Origin of the sequence: Pseudomonas sp. 10S5 (genome assembly GCF_035019745.1) — a bacterium.
In the GTDB taxonomy this organism is placed as follows: Bacteria; Pseudomonadota; Gammaproteobacteria; order Pseudomonadales; family Pseudomonadaceae; genus Aquipseudomonas.
Genome location: NZ_JASJVL010000003.1, coordinates 127,576 through 139,827 on the forward strand (window position 1 = coordinate 127,576; position 12,252 = coordinate 139,827).

A 12,252-nucleotide genomic window follows, 5' to 3' on the forward strand; every position below is an offset into this window, starting at 1 on the left:
TCGCTAGCTTAGCCCTTTGCCGGCTCCGGGTGAAAGCATTGACGATGGATGCGAGCGAACGGAGGTGAAGTTGTTGTATTTCAACAAGCGCCTTCGTGTAACGAAGGTCAATGACCCCTGTTTGATTGTTATTGAATGTCAACATATGGCGGGTATCTCAGGTAGAATGCGCCCCCAGTTTTTGGAGAAGATCATGACCCTGCTCAAATTCAGCGATGTGTCCCTTGCTTTCGGCGCTATGCCGTTGTTGGACAAGGTGTCCTGGCAGATCGCCCGTGGTGAGCGGGTGTGCATCATCGGCCGTAACGGCACGGGCAAGTCCAGTATGTTGAAGCTGGTAAAAGGCGTGCAGAAACCGGATGACGGATCGGTTTGGCGCGCGCCAGGCCTGAAAATCGGGGAGCTGCCGCAGGAGTTGCCGGAAGCCGACGGGCGGACCGTGTTCGATGTGGTTGCCGAAGGCCTGGATGGCGTTGGCGCACTGCTTGCCGAATATCACCACCTGAGCCAGAACATCGTCACGGCCGAGGACTTGGACAAGCTGATGCATGTTCAGCAAGACCTTGAAGCCCGAGACGGCTGGCGCTTGCAGCAATTGGTCGACAGCACGTTGAGTCGCCTGCAGTTACCGGCTGATAAAACTCTGGCCGAGCTTTCCGGCGGCTGGCGTCGTCGGGTGTTATTGGCCCAGGCCTTGGTTTCTGAGCCAGACTTGCTGCTGCTCGACGAGCCGACCAACCACTTGGATATCGGCGCAATCGCTTGGCTCGAAGAGGCTTTGCTGGGCTTTCAGGGTGCGGTTCTGTTTATTACCCACGACCGGGCATTCCTGCAGAACCTGGCAACCCGGATTCTTGAGCTGGACCGCGGTGGCTTGATCGACTGGAACGGTGATTACGCCAGCTTCCTCGTCCACAAAGAAGCCCAGTTGGCGGCCGAAGATACTGCTAACGCCTTGTTCGACAAGCGTCTGGCCCAGGAAGAAGTCTGGATTCGCCAGGGCATCAAAGCCCGCCGCACGCGTAACGAAGGCCGCGTCCGCGCCCTGAAAGAGTTGCGCGTAGAGCGCGGCGAGCGTCGCGAACGTACCGGCAAGGCCAATATCCAACTTGATACCGCCGATAAATCCGGTAAGCAGGTCATGGTGCTGGATAACGTCAGCTTCGCTCATCCTGGCGGCCCCTTCCTGATCAAAGACTTCTCCATGGTCTTGCAGCGCGAAGACCGTATCGGTCTGCTCGGTGCCAACGGGACCGGCAAGACCACCTTGCTCAAGTTGATGCTCGACAGTCTGCAACCGAGCAGCGGTTCGGTTGAAGTGGGTACACGTTTGGACGTCGCCTATTTCGATCAGTTGCGTCACCAACTCGATTTAGAAAAAACCGTTATCGACAACGTAGCCGAAGGGCGCGACTTCATCGATATCGATGGTCAGAGCCGTCATGTGCTGAGCTATCTGGGCGATTTCCTATTCAGTCCGCAGCGTGCGCGTACGCCGGTGAAAGCGTTGTCCGGCGGTGAACGTGCTCGTCTGTTGTTGGCAAAGCTGTTCAGTAAACCGGCCAACCTATTGGTCCTTGACGAACCAACCAACGATCTGGATGTAGAGACTCTTGAGTTGCTTGAAGAAGTGCTGCTAACGTTTAAAGGCACCGTGCTGATGGTCAGTCACGATCGGGCATTCCTCGACAACGTCGTGACCAGTACGCTGGTGTTTGAAGGCGAAGGCAAGGTTCGTGAATACGTCGGTGGGTACCAGGACTGGTTGCGCCAGGGTGGTTCGCCACGTCTGTTGGGCGTTACCGAGAACAAGTCTGGTAAAGCCGAGCTGGCCACCGCCGCCGTTGCTGCTGCCCCGGTCGCCGCTCAGGACATGCCGGTTGCCAAGAAAAAACTCAGCTACAAGCTACAGCGCGAGCTGGAAGCGCTGCCTAAGCAAATAGACGACGTTGAAGCGCAAATGACTTCGTTGAATGCTGAAATGGCAGATGCCAGTTTCTATCAGCGCCCGGCCGAGCAATCGGCGGCAGTACTGGCGCAACTGGAAAACCTGCAAGCCCAACTCGATACCCTTCTGGAACGTTGGGCTGAACTGGACGCTTGATAGTTGATCTGTAGGGGCCAACGGATTGGCCCTTACAGGAACTTGTCAGCTCTGTGTTTTCAGGCGCACGGCCAATACATCGCACGGCGCGCCGTGAAGAACGTCGTTGGCGGTAGAACCCAGCAGCAAAGCCAGGCCGTGACGGCCATGGCTGCCGACAACGATCAGGTCGCAGGCCTGCGCTTTGGCCAGTTGATGGATTTCCTGGCGCGGCTGGCCGTAGGTAAGGTGGCTGTCGCCGATGCTGACTTCCGGATATTTCAATTTCAGGGCATCGAGCTTTTCTTTGGCCTGATCAAATTGCTGTTGCTGCAGTTGCGATAAATCCATGGGCACGTCGCCCCCAAACGCCATTGCCATAGGCTCGACGATGTGTACCAGTGAGAGTTTGGCGTTGTTGCTGACTGCCAATTCACGCGCTCGGCGTATAACAGGATCGCACTCTTCAGTAAGGTCGATAGCGACCAGGATATGTTCGTACGGCATGAGGAGTACCTCTTGAGGATTGCGATAGCCTTGAGTATGGCTCTTTCGCGCACAATCGTGTGCGCCTTTAAATGATGGTTATTTCCGGGAAAGAACTATGACGGTCTGGATAGTGCTGTCAATCCTTGCGATGATTTTGAGCCCTTTGGCCTGGTTACGGCCATCACGACGGCAGAGTGGAAGAATGGCGTTGCGCTTGGAGGCGCGTCGTATCGGCTTGGGTATGCAGCTCGCGCCGCAAGAATGGCCGCACTGGCTACCCACTGAACCTCCAAGCCCCTGTGCGCAGTATCACTTGCCGCGTAGTCGCAAAGAGCCTGCGTGCTGGGTTTATTGGCAAGCCGCTCCGGGTATTTGGCTGAATCAGTGGCGCGAACCTTGCGAGGACGCATTGCTGATGGCGCAGTTTTGTACATTGCCCTGCGACGTGTTCAAGGTCGAAGCCAGCAAGCAGCTTATCTCACTGTATTGGGCTGAGCGCGGCGAACCCGAAATATTGCAGCGGATTTCTGCCATCCTCAGATCGTTGGCTTGAAGCGACCAAACTGACCCTTTCATTGGTCCTTCGACGGTTAAATTACGCCGATTAGGTGCGGCATTACGCGTGTGCCTGCGAATTATTAATCCAGTGAATATTCCTACATCCGACAGGTATCAAACCCGCAGCCAGCGCGGCGTGGATTACTGACGTGTCGATATATTGCAGTCTCCACGGGAATTTTGCGGAATTGACAATTGGCAGGATTTCCGTGATGGTGTCCGTACCCAAATCAAACGGGCGTATGAAATGAGCGTTTGCATGTCGGAAAGCGCTTACAGAATCCCGAGTATCGCGTCGGTGGGTGTGTCTAGGCAGATGGTAGTAATAACGGGTTAAACCGTATTCACGTCGGCCTCTAGCGTCCAGCGCGTATTGTTCAGCTTCCATATCGTGGAGATCAGTTGATGATTTACGAAGGTAAAGCCATCACGGTTAAGGCTCTTGAAAGTGGCATCGTCGAACTGAAGTTCGATCTCAAGGGTGAGTCCGTCAACAAGTTCAACCGTCTAACCCTAAATGAATTGCGTCAGGCTGTAGATAGCATCAAGGCTGACGGTTCGATCAAGGGTGTGATTGTCAGCAGTGGCAAAGACGTCTTCATCGTCGGCGCCGACATCACCGAGTTCGTCGAGAACTTCAAGTTGCCGGATGCTGAGCTGGTGGCTGGCAACCTCGAAGCCAACAAAATCTTCAGCGACTTCGAAGACCTCGGTGTTCCAACGGTCGTGGCCATCAATGGCATCGCGCTAGGCGGTGGCTTTGAAATGTGCTTGGCGGCTGACTTCCGTGTCATGTCGAGCAGCGCCAAAGTCGGGTTGCCGGAAGTCAAGTTGGGTCTATACCCAGGTTTCGGCGGCACCGTTCGCTTGCCGCGTCTGATCGGCGCTGACAATGCTATCGAGTGGATCGCTTCGGGCAAAGAAAACCGTGCTGAAGACGCGCTGAAAGTGGGCGCTGTCGATGCGGTTGTTGCGCCAGAGAAATTGGCCGAAGCCGCGCTGGACTTGGTCAAACGTGCCATTTCCGGCGAGTTTGCTCACAAAGCCAAGCGTCAGCCTAAGCTGGATAAACTCAAGCTCAACGCTATTGAACAGATGATGGCGTTCGAAACAGCTAAAGGTTTCGTAGCAGGCCAGGCTGGCCCGAACTACCCAGCCCCGGTTGAAGCCATCAAGTCCATCCAGAAAGCCGCCAACTTTGGCCGCGACAAGGCTCTGGAAATCGAAGCCGCCGGCTTCGTTAAAATGGCCAAGACCTCTGCTGCGCAGAGCTTGATTGGCCTGTTCCTGAACGATCAGGAATTGAAGAAAAAAGCCAAAATCTACGATGAAGTCGCTAGAGACGTGAAGCAGGCCGCCGTACTTGGTGCCGGGATCATGGGCGGCGGTATTGCCTATCAGTCGGCTGTCAAAGGTACGCCGATCCTGATGAAGGATATTCGTGAAGACGCCATTCAATTGGGTCTTAACGAGGCGTCCAAGTTGCTGGGCAATCGTGTCGACAAGGGCCGTTTAACCTCTGCGAAGATGGCCGTCGCATTAAATGCGATTCGTCCTACGCTTTCCTACGGCGATTTCGGCACGGTCGACTTCGTGGTTGAAGCCGTGGTCGAGAACCCAAAGGTCAAGCAGGCGGTATTGGCCGAAGTAGAAGGCCAAGTTAAGGACGACACGATTCTCGCGTCGAATACCTCGACCATTTCCATCAGCCTGTTGGCCAAAGCCCTCAAGCGCCCGGAAAACTTTGTCGGCATGCACTTTTTCAACCCAGTGCACATGATGCCGCTGGTAGAAGTCATCCGCGGCGAGAAGTCCAGTGAAGTTGCAGTGGCAACGGCTGTGGCTTACGCGAAGAAAATCGGCAAGAACCCGATTGTGGTTAATGATTGCCCCGGCTTCTTGGTCAACCGCGTGCTGTTCCCGTACTTCGGTGGGTTTGCCAAGTTGGTCAGCGCCGGTGTGGACTTCGTCCGTATCGACAAAGTGATGGAAAAATTCGGTTGGCCAATGGGCCCGGCGTATCTGATGGACGTGGTCGGTATCGACACCGGTCACCACGGTCGTGACGTTATGGCTGAAGGTTTCCCAGATCGCATGAAGGATGACCGTCGTTCGGCTGTGGATGTGCTTTACGAAGCCAATCGTCTGGGGCAGAAAAACGGCAAGGGCTTCTACGCTTACGAGATGGACAAGAAGGGCAAGCCGAAGAAAGTCACGGACGCCGCTGTGCTTGAAGTCCTCAAGCCAATTGTCTACGAGCAACGCGAAGTGTCTGACGACGACATTGTCAACTGGTTGATGATTCCGCTGTGTATGGAAACCGTTCGCTGCCTGGAAGACGGCATCGTCGACACCGCCGCAGAAGCCGACATGGGCTTGATCTACGGCATCGGCTTCCCTCCATTCCGTGGCGGTGCGCTGCGCTACATCGACTCTGTTGGTGTGGCTGAGTTCGTTGCCCTGGCTGACAAATATGCTGATCTGGGCGCCTTGTACCATCCGACCGCGAAGCTGCGTGAGATGGCTAAAAATGGCCAGAGCTTCTTCGGTTAAGCGCCCAACGACTGAGAGGAATTTATGAGCTTGAATCCGAGAGACGTCGTGATTGTTGACTTCGGTCGCACCCCGATGGGCCGCTCCAAGGGTGGCATGCACCGTAATACCCGCGCCGAAGATATGTCCGCGCACCTGATTAGCAAATTGCTGGAACGCAATGTCAAAGTTGACCCTGCGGAAGTCGAAGATGTGATTTGGGGTTGCGTAAACCAGACCCTGGAACAGGGCTGGAACATTGCCCGCATGGCTTCGCTGTTGACTCAGATCCCGCACTCCGCCGCTGCGCAGACGGTGAGCCGCTTGTGTGGTTCATCCATGAGCGCGCTGCACACTGCCGCGCAAGCGATCATGACCGGCAACGGTGATGTGTTCGTGGTCGGCGGTGTCGAGCACATGGGCCATGTCAGCATGATGCACGGCGTAGATCCAAACCCGCATATGTCGCTGTACGCTGCCAAGGCGTCAGGGATGATGGGCTTGACTGCGGAAATGCTCGGTAAAATGCATGGTATTACCCGCGAGGCCCAAGATGCTTTTGGCGTGCGTTCACATCAGTTGGCCCACAAGGCAACGATTGAAGGTAAGTTCAAGGATGAAATCATCCCGATGCAAGGGTATGACGAGAACGGTTTCCTGAAAATGTTCGACTACGACGAAACCATTCGTCCGGATACAACTCTGGAAAGCCTTGCCGCCTTAAAACCTGCCTTCAATCCTAAAGGTGGCACGGTTACGGCGGGCACGTCCTCGCAAATCACCGATGGTGCATCGTGCATGATTGTCATGTCAGCGCAGCGTGCTCAAGACCTCGGCATCCAACCTCTAGCGGTCATCCGCTCGATGGCGGTGGCGGGTGTGGACCCCGCAATCATGGGCTACGGTCCAGTACCGGCAACACAAAAAGCCTTGAAGCGCGCAGGGCTGAATATCACTGATATCGACTTCTTCGAGCTGAACGAAGCCTTCGCCGCACAGGCCTTGCCAGTGCTGAAAGATTTGAAAGTGCTCGACAAGATGAACGAGAAGGTTAACCTGCACGGCGGCGCAATTGCTCTTGGGCATCCATTTGGGTGTTCCGGTGCTCGTATCTCCGGTACGTTGCTCAACGTTATGAAACAGAATGGCGGCAACCTTGGCGTTGCGACCATGTGCATTGGCCTGGGTCAGGGCATTGCCACCGTCTTCGAACGCGTCTAAAGGTTCGTCTGATGGGAAGCCGGGGCCAAGTGCCCCGGCTTTTGTTTTTATGAAAAGCTGGTTTTTTTGCAAAAAGTTGCATTTCAAAATAATTTATTTTCAGGTTTCATTTTCGAGGTCAGCAGCATGCAGTTACAGCCTGGACTCTATCGCCATTACAAGGGCCCTGAGTACCGTGTATTCAGCATTGCCCGTCATTCTGAAACCGAAGAAGAAGTAGTGTTCTATCAAGCCCTCTATGGCGATTACGGTCTTTGGGTGCGTCCCTTGAGCATGTTCCTGGAGTCCGTCGAAGTTGACGGCGAACAGGTGCCACGCTTTGCTTTGGTTCAAGCCGAACCGAGCCTGTTTTCAAGGCCCTGAGTTGAGATCGCGCAGTAGCCTGTGCTTGACCTCGTCTTATTGCCACTATATATAGCGGTGCCTCGACAGGCACCAAGCGCCTTTCATTTCTAAATTCAGGAATTTTCTGATCCATGGGCAAATCGCTGGTCATCGTGGAATCCCCGGCTAAGGCCAAGACCATCAACAAGTACTTGGGTAACCAGTACGTGGTGAAGTCGAGTATCGGCCATATCCGAGACTTGCCCACCAGCGGTTCGGCTAGCGCCAGCAAAGAGCCTGCTGCCAAGCGCGGCAAGGCTGTTGCGGGCGAGGGACCGGTTCTGACGCCGAAAGAAAAGGCAAAGCGCCAGCTTGTGTCGCGGATGGGTGTCGATCCTGATCACGGCTGGAAAGCCAAGTACGAGATCCTTCCCGGTAAAGAGAAGGTGATCGAAGAGCTGCGCCGGCTCGCCAAAGATGCTGACATCATCTATCTCGCAACCGACTTGGACCGCGAGGGGGAAGCCATTGCATGGCACCTGCGCGAAGCCATTGGTGGTGATGACAGCCGCTACAAGCGCGTGGTGTTCAACGAGATCACTAAGAAAGCGATTCAGGAAGCTTTTTCCAAGCCGGGTGAGTTGGACATTGATCGGGTCAACGCTCAACAGGCTCGTCGATTCCTCGACCGCGTGGTGGGGTACATGGTTTCGCCGCTGCTCTGGCAGAAAGTTGCCCGTGGTCTATCAGCAGGTCGCGTCCAGTCGGTTGCGGTTAAGTTGGTGGTTGAGCGCGAACGGGAGATCCGAGCGTTTAACCCTGAAGAATATTGGGAAATCCACGCAGACCTCGGCACTGCCAAGGGCGCAAACGTACGTTTCGAAGTCGCCCGTGAAAGCGGCGAGGCGTTCAAGCCGCTAAACGAAACCACGGCTATGGCCGCGCTTGAGAAGCTCAAAGCGTCCAGCTACAGCATCGTCAAGCGCGAAGACAAGCCCACCAGCAGCAAGCCATCGGCGCCGTTTATCACCTCCACGTTGCAACAGGCTGCCAGTAACCGCTTGGGCTACGGCGTGAAAAAAACCATGATGATGGCTCAGCGTTTGTACGAAGCTGGCTACATCACCTACATGCGTACTGACTCGACCAATCTATCGGTTGATGCGGTGACCATGGCACGTGCCTATATCGAAACCGAGTTCGGCAAGAAGTACCTGCCTGAAGCGCCTAACGTCTACAGCAGCAAAGAAGGCGCACAGGAGGCTCACGAAGCGATTCGTCCTTCAGACGTCAATACCCATCCGAGCAAGCTTACGGGGATGGAGCGCGACGCTGAGCGGCTCTATGAACTTATCTGGCGCCAATTCGTAGCCTGTCAAATGCCACCGGCGCAATACCTGTCGACCACCGTCAGTGTCGCTGCCGGGACCTTCGAACTGCGCGCCAAAGGTCGTATCCTAAAGTTTGATGGTTACACTCGCGTTCTGCCGCAGATGGCCAAGCCGGGCGACGACGACGTGTTGCCGGATATGGGGCAGGGCGATACGCTCAAGTTGAACCAGCTTGACCCGACTCAACACTTCACAAAACCGCCTGCGCGTTACTCCGAAGCGAGCTTGGTCAAAGAGATGGAAAAGCGCGGGATCGGCCGACCATCGACCTATGCTGCGATCATTTCCACTATCCAGGATCGCGGCTACGTAGCGCTTCATAACCGCCGTTTCTACTCCGAAAAAATGGGCGACATCGTTACTGGGCGCTTGTCTGAGAGCTTCTCCGATCTTATGGATTATGGTTTCACTGCCGGCATGGAGGGGAACCTTGATGACGTCGCTAAAGGTCAGCGTGATTGGAAAAATGTCCTCGACGAATTCTACGGCGACTTCAAGAAAAAACTCGAAGTAGCCGAGGCTGCGGATAGCGGCATGCGCGCCAACCAACCGGTGATGACAGATATCGCTTGTAAAGTGTGTGGTCGTCCGATGCAGATTCGTACCGCCTCCACCGGTGTGTTCCTGGGTTGCTCTGGTTACAGCCTGCCGCCGAAAGAGCGCTGCAAGGCAACGGTTAACCTGACGCCAGGTGACGAAATTGCCGAGGACGATGAAGGCGAGTCTGAGTCTCGGGTATTACGTGGTAAGCACCGTTGCCACATTTGCAACACGGCAATGGACGCCTATCTGCTGGATGAAAAGCGAAAGCTGCACATCTGCGGCAATAACCCTGACTGCGTGGGTTATGAGGTTGAAGAAGGCACTTACCGGATCAAGGGCTATGAAGGCCCAAGCCTGGAATGTGACAAGTGCGGCAGTGAGATGCAGCTAAAGACCGGACGTTTCGGCAAGTTCTTCGGTTGCACCAATGCAGAGTGCAAAAACACGCGCAAACTGCTGAAAAGCGGGGAAGCGGCGGGGCCCAAGATGGACCCGGTGAAGATGCCCGAGTTGAAGTGCGAGAAAGTTACCGACACCTATATCTTGCGTGATGGTGCTTCAGGTTTGTTTCTGGCTGCCAGTCAATTCCCGAAAAATCGCGAGACCCGTGCGCCACTGGTGATCGAGATTGTTCCTCACCGGGACGAAATCGACCCCAAGTATCACTTCCTCTGCGACGCACCGAAGAAGGATCCGGACGGGCACCCTGCGGTGATACGTTACAGCCGCAAAACCAAAGAGCAATATGTGCAGACTGAAGTGGAAGGCAAGCCGACAGGCTGGCGTGCGTTCTACGACGGCAACGCCTGGAAGGTCGAAGACAAACGTTGATGATGTGCGCCTGACCTTCGGGTTGGGTGCTTTTCGGTTGTCGGATGCTGGCTCGCCCGACGCGCAAAATGCGTGTTGCGCGAGCCAGATTTGCTTTAAGTCCAGCTGTTCTAAAATTGTTTTTGATGGCTAAAACTGTTTGTTATGGAGAGTCGCGCCATGGCCCATGAGCTTTATACCCGCACCAACCAGAAAATCTATTTCGCCGGGCTTGCCCTGGAAGCGCTTGGCAAAGCTGAAGACAGCCGGGCCATGAACGCACAGGCGCTAATCCAGTCCGAGCGCGAATGTGCGTTGTTTCATTTGTACGGTGCATTGCTGGGCCTGTGTCATGAGATCGCAGGTTTCTATCGCTTACCCCAAGCCGGTGCGCCCCGGGCAGAAATGTTGCTGACGCAGGACGTATTAAGCGCTGTTGCGATTCCCGAAATGGCCGAACTGATCGAATTGGCTGAGCATTCGCAAACCTGGCTGGCACAGCTGTTGGCCGCCTATAACGCACTGTTCCAGCCGCCGCGCGCACCGAAGAAACCTAAGGGTGATGTTACTCAACCGTCAATCATTGCTATCAGCCTAGGGGACGAGCCTGCCCCGGCTTTGACTCGCACGGAAATGGAAGACTGGCGTCAGCAGCTAAAGGGACTGACGGTTCGATTTCGAGAAGGGCTCAGTGAGTGCTGAATGATCGATGGGCTAGGGGTTGAGTCGGATGGGCTGGTACAATATCGACTTTTTGCGGGGAAGCAGATCGCTATGCCAACGTCTTTTTTAGAAATTGTCGAGTTGCCTGACGGACGTATTGAATTGCGCCGCGCCGAAGACGAAGGGTCTTTGGTTACGTTGGATTTCTCTGCAGACGCCAAAGTATTCCTGCAGGGCCAGCACGTAGAAATTGCTAAAGCGATGCTGAGTGTTGGCGTGCAAATGGCTGGACGTCTCGCGGAAGGTGATATTGATAAGCACAATGGCCCGCGAATTCTCCACTGAATTGTCGGGTGGTCGTGGGCTGATAAATCAGCCCAGGCGAATATTCAAGCTTTGGGCGTCACCGGTCCTTGCCGCGCTGATCAATTGTTCACGCCCTATGCCATTGATCGGATTGATCCAGCTCACCACTGTATGACTGCGGCCCAATCGCAGGGCTTCGCAGGTTAACTCCAGTGCGCTTTGAACGCCGCGCGGTTGAAGCAATAGAATTCGCTCCCGGTTTAATCCCGCGTCACGCAGCCAGGCTTGAGTCAGGCTCGACGGCGGTGCGATCAACGTTAGCCATCGCGCATCTTGATCCTGACTCAGCTCGCGCAGAATCGGCGCCAAAAGATTTAGACAATTTCCGGCCGCGCCGCGCAACGACAATTCACTAAAAACTTCTGGCGCTGAATTCCAGGGCGTTTCGACCACGTCTGTAAGTAGCGGGGCGATGGGCTGTGCCATAAATGCCTCGAACAGTGGTAATTGAGCATGCTGTGGGGTTTGGTGGAACTGCATAAAATCTCCTTTAGCGGCGAATGACGCCGACGCTCAAGCCTTCGATAACCAGATCCTGATCTTTAAGGTTCACTTCTATAGGGGCGAAGTCAGGGTTTTCCGCGATCAGCCAGACTTTGCTGCCTTCACGCTTGAAACGTTTTACCGTTACTTCGTCACCGATCCGAGCGACCACGATCTGCCCGTTGCGAGCTTCGCGACAGGTGTGTACGGCAATCAGGTCACCGTCGAGAATGCCGACGTCTTTCATGCTCATGCCGTGGACACGTAACAGATAGTCGGCAGCGGGATGGAAGAAAGCCGGGTTGATATTGCAGGACTCTTCAATATGTTGCTGCGCAAGTATCGGGGCGCCCGCAGCGACTCGACCAATGATTGGCAGGCTGCTTTCTTCGGATTTGGCTTCAAATCCCGGAATTCGAATACCCCGGGAGGCGCCAGGGGTCATCTCGATAGCGCCCTTGCGCGCTAACGCCTTAAGGTGCTCTTCAGCGGCGTTGGGAGATTTAAAACCGAGCTCTTGAGCGATTTCTGCTCGGGTCGGTGGATAGCCGTTGTCTTCAAGGCAGCGTTTGATGAAACCCAGAATTTCGGCTTGGCGTGGCGTCAGTTTCAGCATGTTGATCGCTCTGGCTTTTTATACAGTGACTGGGATTATATACAGTGATTACGTCTTGGCAATCGTCCTTTGTATCCGGACCGCTGGACGGTCTCTACCGACCTGACAAAGACTCGACGCGATCGCTTGTCCCGGCAGGTTCTCAGGCCCTGGTTTGTAAGATCTTTACGCAT

The 12,252-nt window shown here is 54.9% G+C and carries 11 protein-coding genes; 8 read left to right on the forward strand and 3 right to left on the reverse strand.

Annotated elements, in window-relative coordinates:
* The first annotated feature begins 193 nt into the window (after nucleotides 1-193).
* Nucleotides 194-2,104, forward strand: a complete 1,911-nt coding sequence (locus tag QN378_RS03735; RefSeq protein ID WP_322202341.1) for an ATP-binding cassette domain-containing protein — start codon at nucleotides 194-196, stop codon at nucleotides 2,102-2,104.
* Between the two features lie 45 nt (nucleotides 2,105-2,149).
* Here the strand turns inward: QN378_RS03735 and QN378_RS03740 are convergent, their stop codons facing one another.
* Nucleotides 2,150-2,590, reverse strand: coding sequence for a universal stress protein (locus tag QN378_RS03740; RefSeq protein WP_322202343.1), 441 nt, complete (start codon nucleotides 2,588-2,590; stop codon nucleotides 2,150-2,152).
* A gap of 97 nt (nucleotides 2,591-2,687) precedes the next feature.
* Between QN378_RS03740 and QN378_RS03745 the strand changes: the two genes are divergently transcribed.
* The 7 genes from QN378_RS03745 (at nucleotide 2,688) to QN378_RS03775 (ending at nucleotide 10,959) form a co-directional block, all read left to right on the forward strand.
* A complete protein-coding gene (locus tag QN378_RS03745; RefSeq protein WP_322202345.1) occupies nucleotides 2,688-3,125 on the forward strand; it encodes a hypothetical protein in 438 nt (145 codons plus the stop codon).
* A 410-nt stretch (nucleotides 3,126-3,535) separates the two neighbouring features.
* Entirely contained in the window at nucleotides 3,536-5,683 is a 2,148-nt protein-coding gene (fadB, locus tag QN378_RS03750; protein ID WP_322202347.1) for a fatty acid oxidation complex subunit alpha FadB, read from the forward strand.
* A 24-nt stretch (nucleotides 5,684-5,707) separates the two neighbouring features.
* Nucleotides 5,708-6,883 (forward strand): acetyl-CoA C-acyltransferase FadA, encoded by a 1,176-nt coding sequence (gene fadA, locus QN378_RS03755; RefSeq protein WP_322202349.1) that lies wholly within the window; start codon nucleotides 5,708-5,710, stop codon nucleotides 6,881-6,883.
* Between the two features lie 126 nt (nucleotides 6,884-7,009).
* Nucleotides 7,010-7,246, forward strand: coding sequence for a DUF1653 domain-containing protein (locus QN378_RS03760; RefSeq protein ID WP_322202351.1), 237 nt, complete (start codon nucleotides 7,010-7,012; stop codon nucleotides 7,244-7,246).
* Nucleotides 7,247-7,359: 113 nt separating this feature from the next.
* Nucleotides 7,360-9,972 carry a type I DNA topoisomerase gene (gene topA, locus QN378_RS03765; RefSeq protein WP_322202353.1) on the forward strand — a complete coding sequence of 871 codons (2,613 nt, stop codon included), beginning with the start codon at nucleotides 7,360-7,362 and terminating at the stop codon, nucleotides 9,970-9,972.
* 159 nt (nucleotides 9,973-10,131) lie between these two features.
* Nucleotides 10,132-10,653 carry a DUF6586 family protein gene (locus tag QN378_RS03770; RefSeq protein WP_322202355.1) on the forward strand — a complete coding sequence of 174 codons (522 nt, stop codon included), beginning with the start codon at nucleotides 10,132-10,134 and terminating at the stop codon, nucleotides 10,651-10,653.
* 72 nt (nucleotides 10,654-10,725) lie between these two features.
* A complete protein-coding gene (locus tag QN378_RS03775) occupies nucleotides 10,726-10,959 on the forward strand; it encodes a hypothetical protein (protein ID WP_322202357.1) in 234 nt (77 codons plus the stop codon).
* A 27-nt stretch (nucleotides 10,960-10,986) separates the two neighbouring features.
* Here QN378_RS03775 and sulA read toward each other — a convergent pair whose 3' ends face one another.
* Together sulA and lexA are read right to left on the reverse strand one after the other, a co-directional pair.
* Nucleotides 10,987-11,460, reverse strand: coding sequence for an SOS-induced cell division inhibitor SulA (sulA, locus tag QN378_RS03780; RefSeq protein ID WP_322202359.1), 474 nt, complete (start codon nucleotides 11,458-11,460; stop codon nucleotides 10,987-10,989).
* Nucleotides 11,461-11,470: 10 nt separating this feature from the next.
* A complete protein-coding gene (gene lexA / locus QN378_RS03785; RefSeq protein WP_322202361.1) occupies nucleotides 11,471-12,079 on the reverse strand; it encodes a transcriptional repressor LexA in 609 nt (202 codons plus the stop codon).
* Nucleotides 12,080-12,252: the final 173 nt, after the last annotated feature.

What these genes read in the sequence shown, in the direction of transcription:
- QN378_RS03735 (WP_322202341.1), top strand. Translation starts at nt 194, where the DNA reads ATGACCCTGCTCAAATTCAGCGATGTGTCCCTTGCTTTCGGCGCTATG.
- QN378_RS03740 (WP_322202343.1), bottom strand. Translation starts at nt 2,590, where the DNA reads ATGCCGTACGAACATATCCTGGTCGCTATCGACCTTACTGAAGAGTGC.
- QN378_RS03745 (WP_322202345.1), top strand. Translation starts at nt 2,688, where the DNA reads ATGACGGTCTGGATAGTGCTGTCAATCCTTGCGATGATTTTGAGCCCT.
- fadB (WP_322202347.1), top strand. Translation starts at nt 3,536, where the DNA reads ATGATTTACGAAGGTAAAGCCATCACGGTTAAGGCTCTTGAAAGTGGC.
- fadA (WP_322202349.1), top strand. Translation starts at nt 5,708, where the DNA reads ATGAGCTTGAATCCGAGAGACGTCGTGATTGTTGACTTCGGTCGCACC.
- QN378_RS03760 (WP_322202351.1), top strand. Translation starts at nt 7,010, where the DNA reads ATGCAGTTACAGCCTGGACTCTATCGCCATTACAAGGGCCCTGAGTAC.
- topA (WP_322202353.1), top strand. Translation starts at nt 7,360, where the DNA reads ATGGGCAAATCGCTGGTCATCGTGGAATCCCCGGCTAAGGCCAAGACC.
- QN378_RS03770 (WP_322202355.1), top strand. Translation starts at nt 10,132, where the DNA reads ATGGCCCATGAGCTTTATACCCGCACCAACCAGAAAATCTATTTCGCC.
- QN378_RS03775 (WP_322202357.1), top strand. Translation starts at nt 10,726, where the DNA reads ATGCCAACGTCTTTTTTAGAAATTGTCGAGTTGCCTGACGGACGTATT.
- sulA (WP_322202359.1), bottom strand. Translation starts at nt 11,460, where the DNA reads ATGCAGTTCCACCAAACCCCACAGCATGCTCAATTACCACTGTTCGAG.
- lexA (WP_322202361.1), bottom strand. Translation starts at nt 12,079, where the DNA reads ATGCTGAAACTGACGCCACGCCAAGCCGAAATTCTGGGTTTCATCAAA.